This is a genomic window from Mesorhizobium sp. M1169 (genome assembly GCF_040318345.1).
Classification (GTDB): domain Bacteria; phylum Pseudomonadota; class Alphaproteobacteria; order Rhizobiales; family Rhizobiaceae; genus Mesorhizobium.
On record NZ_JAMYME010000017.1, the window covers coordinates 26,581 to 42,903 of the forward strand.

Below are 16,323 nucleotides of genomic sequence, written 5' to 3' on the forward strand. Positions count from 1 at the left end.
GCATCACCCGGTCCGGCCTTCCCGTCAGTCCATTTGCGGCGTGACTTCTGAGAGCAGCCAATCCCTGAAAGCCTTGACTTTGCGCTGACGGATCGCCTCCGGCGGGTAGACGAAATAGAAGCTGGAGGGGGATTTCAGGGCGTGGCCGAAGGGGCGGACGAGCCGCCCGGCGGCAAGGTCGGCCGCAACGAGCATGGTCCGGCCGAGCACCACGCCCTCGCCTTGTGCGGCCGACTCCATGGCAAAGGTGGCAGAGTCGAAGGTAATCCCGCTCTGCGGGTCCACGCCCTCGACCCCGGCGCTTGCCAGCCAGGTCGCCCAGTCGATCGGAAAGCTGTCGCGGATCAGCGTGTGGTGTTTGAGGTCCTGAGGCGTGCGGAGCGGATGTGCACCCTCAAGGAGCTTTGGGCTGCACACTGGAAACACCTCCTCGCCGGTGAGGAACTCTGACGTGAGCCCCGGATAGTTTCCGTTGCCATAACGGACGGCGACATCGATGCCGTCGCCGAGGAAGTTGGTCAGCTTCCCGCTTGTCGAAACCCGCACATCGACGTCGCCATGCGCACGGTGAAAGCGATAGAGGCGCGGCACCAGCCATCTGCCCGCGAAGCCATCGGAGGTGCTGACGTTCAATGTCGAGCTCGAATAGCGGGCTGTTGCTGCAGCGGTGGCGGTGGCCAACTGGGCGAGCGCCTCGCGCACCGCCCGCGCATAGGGCTCGCCGACGGCTGTCAGACTCACCGAACGCGTACCGCGCTCGAACAGCTGCACACCGAGCTGATCCTCAAGATTCTTGATCGCCCGGCTGATCGCACCGTGGGTGACATGAAGTTCCTCTGCCGCCTTGGAGAAACTCAACAGGCGCGCCGCGGCCTCGAAACTTGGCAAGGTGGTGAGGGGAGGCAGCTTCCGGGGCATGGACCGATACCTATGTGTGAGCATCGCTCACACATTGTCGCCGATAAGTCGTTTGTCGTCCAGGCCAGAAGCCGGCATGTTTGCTTGCGTAATCAGTCATTCACCGCCGCTGCAAAAGGCGAGTTTGATGTGACTGATACTCTCGCTGACAAAAGTCGCGGGGCAACTGCTGAAACCAAAACTGCCGCCACTCTGGGAGAGCACCATGAACGCCAAACAAGTTGAACCCATCGTCGACGTCCTGACCGGCATGGCTGGCCGCATCCTCGCCTCGAGCAGCCGGCGCCGGACCGAGCGGCAGATTGCACGCTTCTCGACCCGCCGGCTCGAAGACCTCGGATTTGCCCGCGACTGGGACGGCTCGGTCTATCGGCCGTCGGACTACCGCTAGCCTGAACGAAAGCAACAGCGGACAGGCTCTTCGCAAAAGATCGCTGTCGCAAGGAATTAATGGAGAACGGACATGGCCACCATCCACCCATTCCTCTGGTTCAACACCGACGCGGAGCAAGCCCGCGATTTCTATCTCTCGGTCTTCAAGAACAGCAAAGCGCTCCAGACCGTCCAATACACCGACTGGGTGTCCGGAACCAACAAGACGGTCCCGCATGCCACCTTCGATTTCGAGCTCGAGGGTCTGCACCTTACAGCGCTCAACGCCGGGCCGCAGCCGCCTTTCAACGAGCGGCTCTCGCTCTACATCGAGACCAGGGACCAGGCCGAGACCGACTACTACTATGAGGCGCTCACCGCCGGCGGCGGCAGGGCACAACCCTGCGGCTGGCTCACCGACAGATACGGCGTCTACTGGCAGGTCATCCCGGAAATCCTGCCGCGGCTCAGTGCCGATCCGGACCGCGAAAAGGCCAACCGCGTCCGGCAGGCGATGTACGGGATGCGCAAGATCATCATCGCCGACCTCGAAGCCGCATATGCCGGCAAGGCCTGACCCTCACCGCAATCGCAACGAACGGAGAACCCTCATGACATCGCTCGTGGACAGGAAAGTCATCGTCGTCGGCGGTAGTTCCGGCATCGGTCTCGGCGTCGCGGAAGCTGCTCTCAACGGCGGAGCGAAGGTCGTGATCGTCGGACGCTCGCCCGAGAAACTGCTGGCTGCCGAACGGACGCTCAATGCGGGCCGCGTGACAAGCGTGGTCGCCGACATGACCGACGAAGCGGACGTCGCTCGCCTGTTCGACGAGGTCGGTCCCTTCGATCACCTCGTATCGACCGCCGGAACACTGCCGCCCGGCGATCCCATCGGCAGTACCGACATGGAGGCTGTGCGAGGCTTCGTCGACAACAAGCTGATTGGCGCCGTCTTGCTCTCCAAGCACGCTGTGCGCACCCTGAAAGCCGGCGGCTCGATGACCTTCACCTCGGGAATAAATAAGGATCGGCCGCCGGTGCCGGGAGGCTCGGTCGTCTCTGCGATTGCCGGTTCGTTCAGCTACTTCGCCCGCGCCCTGGCGCTCGAACTGGCCCCGACGCGCGTCAATGTCGTGTCGCCCGGATGGGTCGACACACCGATGTGGGACATTGTTGGAGAAGCCAAATCCAGCTTCTTTGCCGACATGGCTGCCCGGTTGCCATCGAGAAAAATTCCGACCGCTGCGGACGTCGCCGCCGCCTACCTCTACCTCATGGAAAGCGACTTCACGACCGGCGAGACGATCCGCATCGATGGTGGCCATAACCTGATCTAGCCGCCATTTGCACGCTGCCTGAATGGGTTGAGCCGGCATGACTGCTAGACCGGTGCACTGCTGCCGAAGGCGACGAACGCCGGCGGGTCATGCCGGCGTCGCGCAATCGGGGTTTACATCGGCAGCCAGGTCCCTAGTTTTAGCGTTTCGCGCCGCGCACCTAAGTGCGTGGATGATCGAGGACGGGACCGTGAGCTTTGGCCGGCCCCTCGAAACTTTCAAAGGATGGCTATCATGACACAGGCCAAGAATGGCGACACCGTGCGCATCAATTACAATGGACGCCTGGCAGACGGCACCCAATTCGATTCTTCCGGCAACGAACCGCTGCAATTCACGTTGGGTGAAGGACAAGTGATCGCCGGTCTCGAAACCCATGTCGAGGGTATGGAGGTGGGCGCGAAAAGCACCGTCACCATTCCCGCCGAGGCCGCCTATGGCCCCCACCGCCCCGAAGCGGTCATGACCGTCGATCGCGCCCGCGTACCAGACAACATCAATGTCGATATCGGCGCTCGACTGCAGGTCAGAACCCCGGAAGGGCGCCCGATGCCGGTAACAGTCGTCGGCGTGGACGACACCAGCGTCAAGCTCGACGGCAATCATCCGTTGGCCGGACGGGATCTGGTGTTCGACGTTGAACTGGTCGAGATCGTTCAGGCGGCGTAGGACACGGCTAAGGCCGCGGTGGCTATGATTTCGGGTGACGCACTTCTGCTGGCGGTTTCGGCGGTGCGTCACCTGTCGGAGGGAAAGACCGCGACGGCGGAAATCGTGTTGCACCAACCCATAGAGACATTCGGCATCTGGAATGTCCAATTCAGCGTCGCAGGTTCGCGGACCTGTGGAAGACCTCGCTTGACAGCCGACTTCCCGTGACCGCAAAGTCCCGTGATGCGGGCGATTGGCTGGAATAGAATTGCGCGTGTCGGGGCAATCGTGCTGATGATTGGCACAAATGTTCCTGCGCCGGCACGTTCCGACTCGCTCCTTCTCACAAGCCCGTCCCAGCCGGCCAATGTCGGCGATGCGATGCTGGCGGCTGCTAATTATCATGATTCCGGCGACTATGATCGCGACCTTGCCGCTGTGGCGAAGCAGGCAGGCGACTGGGTCGTCAAGCGCGCAATGGAGGTGCCTCGCCCCGCACTGGTGCTCGATATCGACGAGACGGCTTTGGCCAACTGGGAAGTGATCACACGTGACAATTTCGGCCGCCCTATCGGCGGCGCCTGCGACATCGCAATCGACGGTCCCTGTGGCTGGGCCGCCTGGGATCAGCTTGCGAAGGATCCGGCGATCGACCCGGTGCTGGAGGTTTTCCGGCAGGCGCGAACGGCGAAAGTCGCGGTGTTCTTCATCACCGGACGTCCGGAGGACCAGCGTCAGGCAACCGAACAGAACCTGCAGTCGGCCGGCTATGCCGGCTACGAGCACCTTTACATGGTCCAGCCTGGGGCCAAATACGGTTCCGCCGCAGATTTCAAGGCACCCATAAGGGCCGAAATCGAAAAGGCCGGCTACACAATAATTGCCAATGTCGGTGACCAGCCATCCGACCTGTTCGGTGGGCATGCCGAGAAGCTGTTCCTGCTGCCTAATCCGTTCTACCGGGTTCGTTGACGGCCGGAACGGCACAAGCCCGGATCCTCGGCTCCTTGCCGAGCACCTACTAAGGTATCAAGACAACTTTGCCGGTCGCGCCGCGCTCCTCCAGCAGGCGATGTGCGTGGCTGGCCTGGTCGAGCGGGAAGCGGCCACCTTTGGTCACCACAAGCTGACCACCAGCGGCCAGATCGAACAGCTCCAAAAGGCCGTCACGGAGCCCGTCCGTAGACAGCAACGGCAGCAGGGCAAAACCCTTCAGCGACTGGTTGCGGCCGATCATCGCCTCCATCTCCGGGGCGCCGAGCGCGTATCTGCCGAGTGCTGCAAACACCAACTCTCCGCGAGGTGCCAGAGCCTCCAGCGCAACCGCCGTCAGCGGGCCGCCGACAATGTCGTAGATGATGTCAACGCCGGCGCCGTCTGTCGCCGCCCGGACGTGCACCGGCCAATCCGTGTTGCTGTAGTCGACGGCAGCATCGGCTCCCAGCGACAAAGCAAGGTCGAGCTTGGCCTTGCTGCCGGCTGCCGCGATGACACGGCCTGCGCCGGCGCGCTTGGCAAGCTGGACGAGCAACGAACCGACGCCGCCCGCGGCAGCGGCGACCAGCACCGATCTGCCGGCGGGCGGGCTTTGCCGCGATAGATACAATGCCGTCAGTCCTTGCACCATCAATGCCGTCGCGTTTTCGAACGAGAGCGAATCCGGCAAGGGCACGGCCAGGCTTGCGTCGATCGTCACATACTCGGCATAGCCGCCAAACGGGCGGCTCGAGGCGAACAACGGCGCGGCGACGCGCGTGCCGAGCAAGGAAGCGTCCACCCCCTGCCCAAGCGCCTCCACGATCCCGGCGGCCTCGACGCCAGGGATCATCGGCAGTTGCGGCGTCACCGCATAGCGATCCGCGCGCATCAGCACTTCGAAGAAATTCACCCCGGCCGCATGAACGCGGACCAGGACCTCGCCGGCTTGCGGCTCAGGCTTCGGCACCGTGACTATGTCGAGAACGTCGGGCCCGCCGAAGCGGCTCAGTTGAATGGCTCTCATCGCATGCACCGATAGCTGTTGGCATCGGCCGCTGTTTGCCACTATCTGCCTGGCTTCGACTACACACCAATTTGTCCGCTGCTGACCGGGAGGTGACCATGGCCAAGCCGATCAAGAGACTGCCGATGCTGCCGGCGGAGCGCGCGCTGAAAGTGATTTCGGGGCGCTGGAAGGCGGTCATCCTGTACCATCTCTTCGACGCGCCCCGGCGGCTGTCGGCGCTGCAGGCGCTGATGCCCGATATCACCCAGAAAGTGCTGATCCAGCAGCTTCGCGAAATGGAAGAGCACGGCCTCGTCCGCCGCGAGATCTTTGCCGAGATACCTTCGCGCGTCGAATATTCGGCGACGCGGCTCGGCCTCAGCCTCGAACCGATCCTGCTGGCACTTTGCCAGTGGGGCCAGCATCACGCCGACGAGCTGAATGAGATGGACCGCCTTGCCGATTGCATCATCAGACCACGGCAAGCGCAGGACGCCCATGCCGTGTAAACAAAAGGGGCGGCGCATGCGCCGCCCCAATGCTTGGGAGAATTAATCCTTGGGAGGACTGTTCGAACCTGTGCTCAGGCCGCCTTGACTTCCTCGGCGACGGCATCGGCCTGACGCGCCGTCTTCAGCACCCTGGCCCACCATGCAATGTCGTTGACCAGCGCGGTTGCCGCCTGGTTGAGGTGCTCGAACTCATCGAGCTTCTTGTCGCCTTGCTTGACCGCAAGGAAATCGGCCCAGGAGATGTGTACGGCGGACTTCACCGGCGCCATCTGCAACTCGACCGCATGCAGCCTCAGCTGCTCGACCGCGCGCGCGCCACCGACGCTGCCATAGCCGACGAAGCCGGCCGGCTTCTTGTTCCACTCGTTGGCGGCGTAGTCGATGGCGTTCTTCAGCACGGCCGTCGGGCCATGATTGTATTCGGCGGCGGTGAAGATGAAGCCGTCGAATCCGGCGACCTTCTTTTGCCAGCGCTGCGCCACTTCGTTCTGCGACGGCGCCCAGGCGGAGGATGCGACCTCATCGAAGAACGGCAGCGGGAAATCGCGCAGGTCGACGACTTCGACGTCGATGTCGGCGTGCGACTTGGCGATCTTGGCAATCCATTCGGCCGGGACGTCGGCAAAGCGCGCGGCGCGGGTCGAACCAATGACGATGGCAATTTTGGGTTTTGACATAGAGGGGCTCTCCTTACAGGAATACTGGTATCGTTTAGATACCTGAGCTATATGAGTAACTGGCCGCTCAATGTGCAAGGAGGCACTTTTTTGTTACCAAGGCACCCGCACCGCACCGAGGACTGCCGCGCCATCTCGGAAATCCTGCAGCGCGTCGGCGACAAATGGACGGTGCTCGTGGTCGGCAAGCTTGGCAACGGGCCGCTGCGTTTCAACGAGTTGCGCAGCGCGGTCGGCGGGATTTCGCAAAAGATGCTGACCACGACCTTGCGCGGGCTCGAGCGCGACGGCTTCGTTACACGCACCGTGTTCCCGACCATCCCGCCGCGGGTCGACTACGAATTGACCGATCTTGGCTACGAACTGCTGGTGCCGGTCGATGCGCTCGGCGAATGGGCACGCAAGAACACCGAGCGCGTCAAGGCGGCGCGCGAGAAGTTCGACGCCATGCACAGCTGAACCCTTGTGCTGCAAAGGTTTGAACCTGCCCGGGAGCCTCCGGATGAGCGCTACTGCTGTAACTGCATCTTGGTCTTCGGCAGCTTCTCGATCCGGTTCCATTTCGGGTTGGGACTGACCACCCTGCCGCCAATCGTGCAGGTCGTGGTCGTCTCCTTGCGGCAATTGCTCACCGTCGTGCCGCTGGTGTCGCATTTCGTCGCCGAGCAGATCTCGCACTTGGCCGCTTGCCCGTTGATGGTGCGGTTTTCCGACGTGCAGGTGGCACCTGGATCGCCTTTTTTGACCTCGGCAAAAGCGCTTGCGGACGACAGGCAGAGCAAGGCTGCAAAGGCACCCGCCAGGGCAGCGTTCAGCATGTGTTGACGCATTGTCTTTCCTCCCAATATCCCGTCGGTCGCGCTGCAGGCGCGCATGCGGGAAACCCGTTAGCCAAAGACCACGCGGGATCGCTGTCCGCATCCCCCGCGCGGGAGAGACGGCTGTTTAAATCCGTCTTCTGGAATCAGGCCGGGTCAGCCTTCGGCCGGAACCGCCTTCGGCTTGCCTTCGCCGTCCAGCGCCACCATGACGAAGTCGGCATGGGTGACCTTCTCCATCAGGTCGGAGAGATAGCGCTGCGCCCAGGCCTCGACCTTGAGCGTCATCGAGGTGCGGCCGACGCGTTCGACATGCGTATAGATGCACAGCGTGTCGCCGATCTTCATCGGCTTGGCGAAGGACATTTCCTTCACCGCCGCCGTCACCACGCGGCCCTTGGCGCGCTCGGCGGCGCGGATGCCGCAGGCGAGATCCATCTGCGCCATCACCCAGCCGCCAAAAATGTCGCCTGCCGCATTGGCGTCGGAAGGCATGGCCAGCGTCCTGAGCGTCAGATCGCCGATCGGCCGCCCGTCCGCGTAATGCACCATTTGGCCAATCCTCTCGAAGCCGATTGGCCCGATCCCGTATCGTCATGGCACGGACAGGTCAACGCGCCACTGGACAGGTCGCGGCCTGAAGTTCGGCTATCGGTCGACAGTGTTGAAAAGATGCTGTGCGGAGCGGGACGTAGGCATAGGCGTTGCCCTCGCGGATAACATGACCTGCCTGGAAAGCGCAGGTGCATGCCTGCGACGAGCAGGCCATCCGCCGACACCATGTCGAGCACCTTCTTGCGTGTGGCGATTTGCGGCCTCCTGGTCCACGTCGAAGGCGATTGCCCATTCCGGATGCGCAAATTGCAGCGCGGAGGCGTGGATTACGTCAGTGAAGAGCAGCAGGTGGTTGGCCCTCCGAACGGCCTCGCTGAGCCCCGGCTTGGCCGCCTACTGGACAGGTTGCCGGGGTTCGCGCGCTCGGCGCAACGTCGGCGCCTCTTGCTCGATATGATCCCACAGACGGTTCGAGATCGGCCCGTGCGGCCGGTCGCGGCGGCGCGCCACCACCAACTCCTCGGTGCGGCCTGGCAGATGACGGCCGGCAACGGATTGCAGGCGTCCGTCGCGCAGCTCATCCTCGATCAGGAAGCGGGGCATGTGGCCCCACGCGAGGCCCTGCAGGATGATTTCCTTCTTCATCCCCTGGTCGGCCACCATGCATTGCGGCGCACCCTCGATCATGAAGTAGTCTTGTTGCGGTGAATGGCGGGCCGTGTCGCGCATGACACATTGGGTGAACGCGTGCATCTGATCCGGCGTGATGGGGTGCTTGATCCGCTCCGGTAGAAAGCCCGACGCCACTACTGGGACGAAGGGCACCTTGCACAGATCGATCCATTCCACCCGCGGATCGGTCTTGTCGATCCAGTGCAGGATCAAATCGGCTTCGTCATCGAAGAGGCGCTCCCACGGGCCGCCCACCGCCTCGAAGTGCAGATGCAGGCGTGTGCCCGGACACTGGGCGAAGAACCGTCCGAGCATGCCCAATGCCTGCGGACGCGGGCAAAGGTCGCCGATCACCACATGGATCTCGCTTTCTTCGCCCATTGACAGCTGAGCAGCATGAAGCCGCAAGCCCTCGAGCTCGCGCAGCAGCGATTGTGCCCTGCGATGGAACGACAGCCCTGCCTCGGTGGGGCGCACGCGATAGCCGCTGCGATCCAGGAGAACGAGGTCGAGTTGCCGCTCCAGCTTTGCAACGGCTGCGAACACAGCCGGGTGCGAGCGATGCAGCATGGCCGCCGCAGGCTGAAAGCCGCCGCAGCGGACCACCGCATCGAAGCATTGCAGGTCGTGCAAAGTGAATTCGGCCATGTCAGCTTCTATTACAGAGATAGTCCTATCTTTGTAATATCCTCAAAAGCGCGCCGCAGCTAGGCTTTGCCACATTCAACGCTCCAAGAAGGAAGGTGTATTCACCATGAATGAGCTGGATTTCGTGACCGTCGGCGATGGCACACGCATCGCCTACCGCATCGACGGCGACGCCGGGAAGCCCGTGCTGATGCTGTCGAATTCCATCGCCACGACGCTGCGGATGTGGGACATGCAGGTCGGCGAGCTGTCGAACCATTTCCGTGTTCTGCGCTATGATTTTCGCGGCCACGGAGGGTCGAGCGTTCCGGCCGGCGCTTATTCGCTCGACCGGCTTGGCCGCGACGTGATCGAGTTGCTCGACACCCTGGGCATTGAACGCGTACACTTCCTCGGTCTGTCGTTGGGCGGCTTCGTCGGGCAGTGGCTCGGCATCCACGCGCCCGAGCGGATCGAGCGCTTGATCCTGAGCAACACCTCGTCCTACCTCGGACCGGCAAAGCAGTTTGACGAGCGGATTGCCGCCGTGCTGCAGGCGCCGGATATGTCCGAAACCGCCGAGATGTTCCTGGGCAACTGGTTTCCTGCGCGTATGCTGGCGGCCAACGAGCCCGTCATCGAAGAATTTCGCGCCATGCTGCTGGCCATCGACCGGCAAGGCTTGGCTGGTCTGTTCGCGGCGGTTCGCGATGCGGACCTTCGCCGAACCGTAGCGCTGATTTCCAGGCCAACGTTGGTGATCGCCGGCCGGCACGACACTGTGACAGCCGCCAGCCATAGCGAGTTGATCGCGGCGACGGTGCCCGGCGCGAAACTGGTTGTCCTGCCCGCGGTCCACTTGTCGAATGTCGAGTACCCCACCGAGTTCATGGAGGCCGTGCTTGGTTTTCTGCGCTGAGATGGAGCACGACAGGGATGCTGAGTGAAACCCCGGTTTGAACATCCCCGCATGGACCGCAACCTATGATGCGCTAGCGCGCAGTGCAGGCTAGACTGGGCAATATCAATAGCGGATGACGGCTGACATGGAACTTGGCTTTCGCCCATTAACGCCCGATCTGTGGCCGGCGCTCGAGGACCTGTTCGGTGACAGCGCCGTCTGCAGTCGCTGTTGGTGTATGTACGGACGGATCGGCAGTTCTTATCGAAAGCGACCCGGCGAGGAAAACAAGGCAGCGTTCCGGCAGGCCGTCCAGCATGGTCCGCCTCCGGGTTTGCTCGCTTTCGACGGCGATACAGCTGTCGGCTGGTGCCAGGTGACACCGCGAGATGCCCTGCCCTGGCTCGATCGGCTGTGGCAGCTCAAGCGCGTGGATGACAAGCCGGTCTGGTCTTTGTCCTGCCTCTACGTGCGAAAAAGATACCGCAGGCGAGGCGTAACATCCCAGCTGATTGGAGAGGCTCTGGAAATCGCAAGGCGCGCAAATGTGCCTGCGCTCGAAGCCTATCCTTTCGAGGCCGACGTATCGCCGAGTGCTTCCGGCAGCGGATATGCCTCCACCTTCGCGCGCGCCGGGTTCAGGGTCGTCGCTCGCAGAACGCCGACCCGCCCGATCATGCGCTATGATTTCAAGCAGATTGCCGATCATCGCCTGTAATGCTTGGATCGCTTGCGAGGAAGCTCAGGCACTTCGAAATGAAGCCGGATCGTTTTCAACTTTTGGTCAGAGGCACAACGTGGATTGGTTCACACGACGCAAGCCGTTCTCGGGCGCTGCGAAGTCAGCTTTCCCATTCAGCATGTTGACCACCATGGCAGAGGAGGAGCTGACGCCCTTTGTCGACGACACTTACCGAACGACGTCCCGACATCTCATTTCTGATGGAGCGGTCATCTATATTCCTTATCGGTTACATTTTCTGCCAAGCGTGCGAGAGCATCACCTTGGCTTTTCATTTCCGTCGCATTGCCTGCTGACACGATCGACAGATGGCTTTTTGCGGCAGAAATCAGCCAAGGTGATCCTGTCGCTGAACGAAAGTTGGAGCATCGCCTTCGTCGTTCTGCTGTTGGGCGAATATGTCGTCGAAATCGCCGAAGACATCTACGCCGCAGTACCTGATCTGGACGCTTCAGCCTATGCCAGTTTTGTCCGACAGAACCGAGACGTAATGCGTGCAATGCGCAGCAAGGCCACAAGCTATTGGAATGCCTATTACAGGCGTGCTTATCCCAACCGGAAATCCTATCCAGCCATTGCTGTCCTCAATCAACTCGATGCGTGGGCAAGTTAGGTCTTCATCAATCTTCTTGGCGCTGAAAGTCGAAATTCAAACGAAGTTGCCAGTCGCTTTTTTCACATCGGATGCCGGAAGACCCGGCGACGCCGCGCCGCGCTCAAGTCTAGGCTAGAGCTGAATTCCGGAGCCGGCCCATCCACCATGCAGACCTATGACTTCATCATCGTTGGCTCCGGTTCGGCCGGCTCGGTCCTGGCCGAAAGACTGTCAGCCTCGGGCCGCTTCTCGGTGCTGGTGCTCGAGGCCGGCGGCAGCGACCGTCGCTTCTACGTGCAGATGCCGCTCGGCTACGGCAAGACCTTCTTCGACCCGGCGGTCAACTGGAACTACAAGGCCGAGCCGGATCCCGGCCTCGCCGGCAATGCCGACCACTGGCCGCGCGGCAAGCTGCTCGGCGGCTCGAGCTCGATCAACGCCATGGTCTGGATCAGGGGCGCGCGCGAGGATTTCGACGCTTGGGCAGCGGCCGGCAATCCCGGCTGGGGCTTCGATGACCTGCTGCCCGCCTTCAAGGCGCTGGAGGATAACCAGGCCGGCGCCGACCAATGGCGCGGCGTCGGCGGGCCGCTGCATGTCACCGACTGCTCGACCTCCGTCCATCCGCTCACCAAGCGCTATCTCGCCGCCGCCAACCAGGCCGGCCTGCCGCTCAACCCGGATTTCAACGGCGCCTCGCAGGAAGGCGTCGGCATCTACCAGATCACCACCAGGAACGGCCGCCGCATGTCGGCGGCGCGCGCCTTCCTGCGCCCGGCGATGAAGCGCAAAAATGTCCGCGTCGAGATCAACGCCCTGGCGACAAAAATCCTGTTCGAGGGCAAACGCGCCGTCGGCATCGAATATCTCCAGAATGGCGCGACGAAAACCGCCCGCGCCGGCCGCGAGATCATCCTGTCGGGCGGCTCGGTCAATTCGCCCCAATTGCTACAGCTTTCCGGTGTCGGCCCGTCGGCGCTTCTTGGTGCGCTCGGCATTCCCGTCGTTCACGCCAACGAGAATGTCGGGGCAAACCTGCAGGACCATGTCGGCATCAACTACACGTTCAAGGGCAGGCTGCCGACGCTCAACCAGATCCTGCGCCCGTGGTGGGGCAAGCTGCTGGTCGGCATGCAATACGTGTTTTTGCGCTCAGGCCCGCTGTCGCTGTCGATGAACAATGCCGGCGGCTTCTTTCGCACCGATCCGGCCACGGCACGGCCCAACATGCAGCTCTATTTCCAGGCGTTTTCAACCGTCATTCCGAAGAGCGGCGAACGCCCGATCCTGACGCCCGATCCATGGCCGGGCTTTTCCATCGGGCTGTCCAATTGCCGTCCGTCGAGCCGCGGCGAAATCATGATCCGTTCCGCCAATCCGCGCGATTATCCCAAAATCGTCGCCAATGCCTTTTCGACCGAGGCGGACGTCGCTGAAATGCTGGCGGCGGTGAAATTCGTCAGGAAGATCGCCTCGATGCCGGCGATGGCCGAGATCATCGAGGAAGAGGTTTTGCCCGGTCCCTCGATCACCTCCGACGCGGATCTCATTCAGGATTTCAGGAAGCGCTCGGGCACCGTCTATCACCCGGTCTCGACCTGCCGCATGGGGCCGGACGCGGCGCACGCCGTCGTCGATCCGCGCCTCAAGGTACACGGCATCCAGGCGTTGCGCGTCATCGATGCCTCGATCTTTCCCGACAACATAACCGGCAACACCAACACCGCCGCGATCATGACCGGATGGAAGGGCGCCGAACTGGTTCTGGAGGATCAGAAATGAAAATCACCGACATCAAGACCTGGGTGGTCGGCAATCCGCCGCCCGGCATCGGCGGCAAGTATTTCATCTTCGTCAAGCTCACCACCGATGGCGGCGTCGTCGGCTATGGCGAGGCCTACAACGCCACCTTCTCGGCCCATGTCACGGCGAAAATGGTCGAGGACATGGCCGAGCGTTATCTGATCGGCCGCGACCCGCACGATATCGAGACCTTCTTCCGCCGCGCCTATTCATCCGGCTTCACCCAGAGGCCCGACGTGTCGGGCATGGGCTGTTTCTCGGCGCTGGAAATCGCCTGCTGGGACATTATCGGCAAGGAGGCCGGCAAGCCGGTCTACAAGCTGCTTGGCGGCCAGGTACACGAAACGCTGCGTTCCTATACCTACCTCTACCCGCACAGCGGCAGCGTCCATTCGGAGGACGCCCGCGGCAAGAACGTCTACAACGACCCAGATCTGGCCGCCGCCTGCGCGCTCGAATATGTCGAGCAGGGTTTCAATGCGGTCAAGCTTGACCCAGCCGGCCCCTACACCGCCTTCGACGGCCACCAGCCGCGCCTCGTCGACATCGACCTCTCCGCCCGCATGGTTAAGGCGATCCGCGAGGCGGTCGGCACCAGGGCCGACATCCTGTTCGGTACGCACGGCCAGTTCACCGCATCGGGCGCGCTGCGCCTCGCCCGCGCCATCGAGCCCTATGATCCGCTGTGGTTCGAGGAGCCGGTGCCGCCCGACATGCCCGAGGTGATGGCGCAGGTCGCCCGCGCGACCTCGATCCCGATTGCCACCGGCGAGCGGCTAACAACCAAATTTGAGTTCGCCCGCGTCATCGAGAACCGTGCGGCGACCATTCTTCAGCCCGACCTTGGCCGCTCCGGCGGCATTCTCGAAACCAAAAAGATCGCCGCCATGGCTGAAGCCTACCACATCCAGGTCGCGCCGCACTGCTACTGCGGGCCGATCGTCGGCGCCGCCAACATCCAGCTTGCGGTGACGCTGCCCAATTTCCTCATTCTGGAATCGCTGAAACAGTGGGACGGTTTTCACGCGAAGTTGCTCAAGAAGAAGATCGAATGGCGGGACGGCAACGTCATCCCGTCGAAGGAGCCAGGCCTCGGTGTCGAACTCGACGAAGCCGTCTGCGAGGCGCATCCCTGGACCGGCAAGGACCTGCATTTGCAGATGCTGCAGACGCCGTTGATGCCGTGAGCGCGCGTCAGAGCTATGCCTTCGTCGGTCTTGGCCATCTCGGCGGCCAGCTCGCCGCCAACCTGATCCACAACGGCTTTGCCGTCACCGTCCGTGCCAGCTCAGGCCTTGGAGAGCAGTTTGCTCATGCTCACGCGCTGCTCGACCTCATACCCGCACTTGCGGTAGAATCCGAGGCCCGCTGAGTTGGAAGCGACAACTTGGAGGTTGATCTTTACGCAGCCAAGGGCGGCGAGCCGTTTTTCGGCTTCGTGGATGAGGGCCTCGCCGATCCCCTTGTGGCGATGGGATTGCAGGACGGCGATCCGGGAAATCCAGCCCCGGTGGCCATCGTATCCAGCCATGATCGAACCGACGACCCGGCCAGATTCAAGCACAACCAAAAAGAGGTTCGGCTGATATCTCAGCTTCTCGGGGATCGAAATATGAGCCGCGTTCCAAGGGCTGTCATCGGGGAATGCGTCCCGCCAAAGCGTATCAACCCCGTCAAAATGACTGTCGGTGTATTCAATGGTCGAGAACATTCATGTCCGTTCCAACTGGCCCGACCGGGGTGTCTGACATCAGGCAGAATATCAGCAATTTCAAAGCGCTGAATGTATCTCCGGAATCAAAGCGGTAACGACCGGATTCAAAGTCTCAACACCTTGATTCAATATCTCAGCGTCAATGCGCCGGGCAGGATCTCGAAAGTCGCTGGTATGCGACCCGGCGATTCGCCGTCTACGTCGATCAGCGCGGCGTTCTTTTGCACATCGCCGAGCGGCTCGACAACCACTTTCTTGCCGCGCAGGATGGTGATCGCAGGATGGTTGCGGTGCCGCCCGCCATAGAGCAGGCGGATGTCCCAGATCAGCTTCAGCTTGCCGGCGGCGCGCAGGATGACGATGTCGAACTCGCCGTCGTTAAGCTCGGCGTCGGGCGCGATCATCATGCCGCCGCCGAAGAATTTGCCGTTGGCCACCGCCACCAATGCCATGCGCGCCTCAACCGGGGCACCGTCGTCGATGGTGATCACAACCTCCTGGAACCGATAGCGGAGGAATTCCCAGACCGTGCGCCAGTAGAACAGTGCCTTGGCCGAAACCTTGCCCTTGCGCCTGTCGGCGTTGACGGCACGGTCGGTAGCGCCGGAAAGCCCGAGGCTGGCGATGTTGATGAAATGGCGGCTGGCCAGTGCGCCATGGTCGTCGACATAGCTGATGCAGCCGGCATCGACCTTGCGCGGCTTTGCCTCGGCAATCCGCTTCAGCGTCAGATCGACATTGTTCGACAGGCCGAGCCCGCGGGCAAAGTCGATGCCGGTGCCGCAAGGCAGCAGCCCGAGTTCGGCCGTCCGGCCGCTTTCCCGGAAAGCCTTCAGCAGCCCGTCGGCGACTTCGCTGGCGGTGCCGTCGCCGCCGGCCGCGATCACCAGCTCGAAGCCGATGGCGGCAAGGTCGAGCGCCAGCCGTTCGGCATCCCCCTCGGCCTGCGTTTCACGCAGCTCGAAATCACCGAAATGTCTTTTCAGCGAAGCCGCAACCTCGGGCCAATGCCGCTTGAGCCTGCCGCCGCCGGCGATCGGATTGAGAACCACCGCGACCTTCAAGCCTGCCTCCCCAAGGCCATCGAACACGCCTTCCAATCATTTGCCGGCATTGAAGCCCGCGCCGGCCTGCGGGGCAAGGGTCGATTACCCGACAATGCGGCTTCGGCATCGAGGCGGCAAATCCCGACCGGCGGCGGCAGAGATCGGAAAGTCGCTATTTTGGCAGGGTCAGTCCCCGATAATCCCGCTATCCACAGGCATGCGGCAGTTCCGCCAAACGCTTATCCGACGTACGTTAAAATCCATCTCAGGCGGCTACCGATCGCCACGCCGAAAGGCAAAGCGGAACGGCGGATTTCCTGAGGCCCGTACGGCCCTGAACGAGAACAGGCTTGCTTGTTGGAGGGATGGACGCCGAGACCTACGGGGCCGCGGAAAGCG

The 16,323-nt window shown here is 62.3% G+C and carries 20 protein-coding genes; 12 read left to right on the top strand and 8 right to left on the bottom strand.

Features of this window, described 5'->3' with window-relative positions; genetic code table 11:
- Nucleotides 1-24: 24 nt before the first annotated feature.
- Nucleotides 25-918: a transcriptional regulator GcvA gene (gcvA, locus tag NKH41_RS18085; RefSeq protein WP_352450458.1), complete on the bottom strand. Its 894-nt coding sequence runs from the start codon at nt 916-918 to the stop codon at nt 25-27.
- 205 nt (nt 919-1,123) lie between these two features.
- Here gcvA and NKH41_RS18090 point away from each other — a divergent pair, with 205 nt between their 5' ends.
- The 5 genes from NKH41_RS18090 (at nt 1,124) to NKH41_RS18110 (ending at nt 4,250) form a co-directional block, all read left to right on the top strand.
- On the top strand, nt 1,124-1,309 hold the full coding sequence (locus NKH41_RS18090; RefSeq protein WP_352770978.1) for a DUF1127 domain-containing protein: 186 nt from the start codon (nt 1,124-1,126) through the stop codon (nt 1,307-1,309).
- A 72-nt stretch (nt 1,310-1,381) separates the two neighbouring features.
- Nucleotides 1,382-1,867: a VOC family protein gene (locus NKH41_RS18095; RefSeq protein WP_352770976.1), complete on the top strand. Its 486-nt coding sequence runs from the start codon at nt 1,382-1,384 to the stop codon at nt 1,865-1,867.
- Nucleotides 1,868-1,901: 34 nt separating this feature from the next.
- Nucleotides 1,902-2,627, top strand: coding sequence for an SDR family oxidoreductase (locus tag NKH41_RS18100; RefSeq protein ID WP_352567972.1), 726 nt, complete (start codon nt 1,902-1,904; stop codon nt 2,625-2,627).
- Between the two features lie 234 nt (nt 2,628-2,861).
- Nucleotides 2,862-3,296, top strand: a complete 435-nt coding sequence (locus NKH41_RS18105) for an FKBP-type peptidyl-prolyl cis-trans isomerase (protein ID WP_352468461.1) — start codon at nt 2,862-2,864, stop codon at nt 3,294-3,296.
- 276 nt (nt 3,297-3,572) lie between these two features.
- A complete protein-coding gene (locus NKH41_RS18110; RefSeq protein ID WP_352770975.1) occupies nt 3,573-4,250 on the top strand; it encodes an HAD family acid phosphatase in 678 nt (225 codons plus the stop codon).
- A gap of 49 nt (nt 4,251-4,299) precedes the next feature.
- On the opposite strand, the gene NKH41_RS18115 is transcribed toward NKH41_RS18110, so the two are convergent.
- A complete protein-coding gene (locus tag NKH41_RS18115; RefSeq protein ID WP_352770973.1) occupies nt 4,300-5,280 on the bottom strand; it encodes a quinone oxidoreductase family protein in 981 nt (326 codons plus the stop codon).
- 98 nt (nt 5,281-5,378) lie between these two features.
- Here NKH41_RS18115 and NKH41_RS18120 point away from each other — a divergent pair, with 98 nt between their 5' ends.
- Nucleotides 5,379-5,771: a winged helix-turn-helix transcriptional regulator gene (locus NKH41_RS18120; protein ID WP_352450464.1), complete on the top strand. Its 393-nt coding sequence runs from the start codon at nt 5,379-5,381 to the stop codon at nt 5,769-5,771.
- Nucleotides 5,772-5,845: 74 nt separating this feature from the next.
- Here NKH41_RS18120 and NKH41_RS18125 read toward each other — a convergent pair whose 3' ends face one another.
- Nucleotides 5,846-6,451 (bottom strand): NADPH-dependent FMN reductase, encoded by a 606-nt coding sequence (locus tag NKH41_RS18125; protein WP_352469781.1) that lies wholly within the window; start codon nt 6,449-6,451, stop codon nt 5,846-5,848.
- Nucleotides 6,452-6,541: 90 nt separating this feature from the next.
- Between NKH41_RS18125 and NKH41_RS18130 the strand changes: the two genes are divergently transcribed.
- On the top strand, nt 6,542-6,910 hold the full coding sequence (locus NKH41_RS18130; RefSeq protein ID WP_023678378.1) for a winged helix-turn-helix transcriptional regulator: 369 nt from the start codon (nt 6,542-6,544) through the stop codon (nt 6,908-6,910).
- A 50-nt stretch (nt 6,911-6,960) separates the two neighbouring features.
- Here NKH41_RS18130 and NKH41_RS18135 read toward each other — a convergent pair whose 3' ends face one another.
- The 3 genes from NKH41_RS18135 to NKH41_RS18145 form a co-directional block, all read right to left on the bottom strand.
- Complete coding sequence (locus NKH41_RS18135; RefSeq protein ID WP_352541039.1) at nt 6,961-7,281, bottom strand: hypothetical protein; 321 nt, start codon at nt 7,279-7,281, stop codon at nt 6,961-6,963.
- 144 nt (nt 7,282-7,425) lie between these two features.
- Nucleotides 7,426-7,821 carry an acyl-CoA thioesterase gene (locus tag NKH41_RS18140; RefSeq protein ID WP_023678380.1) on the bottom strand — a complete coding sequence of 132 codons (396 nt, stop codon included), beginning with the start codon at nt 7,819-7,821 and terminating at the stop codon, nt 7,426-7,428.
- 396 nt (nt 7,822-8,217) lie between these two features.
- Complete coding sequence (locus tag NKH41_RS18145; protein WP_352770972.1) at nt 8,218-9,144, bottom strand: LysR family transcriptional regulator; 927 nt, start codon at nt 9,142-9,144, stop codon at nt 8,218-8,220.
- A gap of 106 nt (nt 9,145-9,250) precedes the next feature.
- On the opposite strand from NKH41_RS18145, the gene NKH41_RS18150 reads away from it, so the two are divergent.
- The 5 genes from NKH41_RS18150 to NKH41_RS18170 all read left to right on the top strand — a co-directional run bounded on the left by NKH41_RS18150 (nt 9,251) and on the right by NKH41_RS18170 (nt 14,351).
- Complete coding sequence (locus tag NKH41_RS18150; protein ID WP_352770970.1) at nt 9,251-10,042, top strand: alpha/beta fold hydrolase; 792 nt, start codon at nt 9,251-9,253, stop codon at nt 10,040-10,042.
- A gap of 220 nt (nt 10,043-10,262) precedes the next feature.
- Nucleotides 10,263-10,742, top strand: coding sequence for a GNAT family N-acetyltransferase (locus NKH41_RS18155; RefSeq protein WP_352933248.1), 480 nt, complete (start codon nt 10,263-10,265; stop codon nt 10,740-10,742).
- The gene (locus tag NKH41_RS18160; protein ID WP_352683509.1) at nt 10,723-11,379 is read left to right on the top strand and encodes a hypothetical protein; all 657 of its coding nucleotides are present in this window, start codon (nt 10,723-10,725) and stop codon (nt 11,377-11,379) included. The genes NKH41_RS18155 and NKH41_RS18160 overlap by 20 nt, the downstream gene beginning before the upstream one ends.
- 147 nt (nt 11,380-11,526) lie before the next feature.
- Nucleotides 11,527-13,143 (top strand): GMC family oxidoreductase, encoded by a 1,617-nt coding sequence (locus tag NKH41_RS18165; protein ID WP_352770966.1) that lies wholly within the window; start codon nt 11,527-11,529, stop codon nt 13,141-13,143.
- Entirely contained in the window at nt 13,140-14,351 is a 1,212-nt protein-coding gene (locus NKH41_RS18170; protein ID WP_352770964.1) for a mandelate racemase/muconate lactonizing enzyme family protein, read from the top strand. The genes NKH41_RS18165 and NKH41_RS18170 overlap by 4 nt, the downstream gene beginning before the upstream one ends.
- A gap of 101 nt (nt 14,352-14,452) precedes the next feature.
- On the opposite strand, the gene NKH41_RS18175 is transcribed toward NKH41_RS18170, so the two are convergent.
- A complete protein-coding gene (locus NKH41_RS18175) occupies nt 14,453-14,875 on the bottom strand; it encodes a GNAT family acetyltransferase (RefSeq protein ID WP_352469774.1) in 423 nt (140 codons plus the stop codon).
- Between the two features lie 128 nt (nt 14,876-15,003).
- Nucleotides 15,004-15,942 (bottom strand): diacylglycerol/lipid kinase family protein, encoded by a 939-nt coding sequence (locus NKH41_RS18180; protein ID WP_352770962.1) that lies wholly within the window; start codon nt 15,940-15,942, stop codon nt 15,004-15,006.
- Nucleotides 15,943-16,323: the final 381 nt, after the last annotated feature.

Bases quoted from the DNA above. Each gene is read 5' to 3' on its own strand.
- NKH41_RS18110 (WP_352770975.1), top strand. From the start codon at position 3,573: ATGATTGGCACAAATGTTCCTGCGCCGGCACGTTCCGACTCGCTCCTT.
- NKH41_RS18100 (WP_352567972.1), top strand. From the start codon at position 1,902: ATGACATCGCTCGTGGACAGGAAAGTCATCGTCGTCGGCGGTAGTTCC.
- NKH41_RS18095 (WP_352770976.1), top strand. From the start codon at position 1,382: ATGGCCACCATCCACCCATTCCTCTGGTTCAACACCGACGCGGAGCAA.
- NKH41_RS18175 (WP_352469774.1), bottom strand. From the start codon at position 14,875: ATGTTCTCGACCATTGAATACACCGACAGTCATTTTGACGGGGTTGAT.
- NKH41_RS18165 (WP_352770966.1), top strand. From the start codon at position 11,527: ATGCAGACCTATGACTTCATCATCGTTGGCTCCGGTTCGGCCGGCTCG.
- NKH41_RS18170 (WP_352770964.1), top strand. From the start codon at position 13,140: ATGAAAATCACCGACATCAAGACCTGGGTGGTCGGCAATCCGCCGCCC.
- NKH41_RS18135 (WP_352541039.1), bottom strand. From the start codon at position 7,281: ATGCGTCAACACATGCTGAACGCTGCCCTGGCGGGTGCCTTTGCAGCC.
- NKH41_RS18140 (WP_023678380.1), bottom strand. From the start codon at position 7,821: ATGGTGCATTACGCGGACGGGCGGCCGATCGGCGATCTGACGCTCAGG.
- NKH41_RS18115 (WP_352770973.1), bottom strand. From the start codon at position 5,280: ATGAGAGCCATTCAACTGAGCCGCTTCGGCGGGCCCGACGTTCTCGAC.
- NKH41_RS18155 (WP_352933248.1), top strand. From the start codon at position 10,263: ATGTACGGACGGATCGGCAGTTCTTATCGAAAGCGACCCGGCGAGGAA.
- NKH41_RS18120 (WP_352450464.1), top strand. From the start codon at position 5,379: ATGGCCAAGCCGATCAAGAGACTGCCGATGCTGCCGGCGGAGCGCGCG.
- NKH41_RS18090 (WP_352770978.1), top strand. From the start codon at position 1,124: ATGAACGCCAAACAAGTTGAACCCATCGTCGACGTCCTGACCGGCATG.
- NKH41_RS18150 (WP_352770970.1), top strand. From the start codon at position 9,251: ATGAATGAGCTGGATTTCGTGACCGTCGGCGATGGCACACGCATCGCC.
- NKH41_RS18145 (WP_352770972.1), bottom strand. From the start codon at position 9,144: ATGGCCGAATTCACTTTGCACGACCTGCAATGCTTCGATGCGGTGGTC.
- NKH41_RS18105 (WP_352468461.1), top strand. From the start codon at position 2,862: ATGACACAGGCCAAGAATGGCGACACCGTGCGCATCAATTACAATGGA.
- NKH41_RS18125 (WP_352469781.1), bottom strand. From the start codon at position 6,451: ATGTCAAAACCCAAAATTGCCATCGTCATTGGTTCGACCCGCGCCGCG.
- gcvA (WP_352450458.1), bottom strand. From the start codon at position 918: ATGCCCCGGAAGCTGCCTCCCCTCACCACCTTGCCAAGTTTCGAGGCC.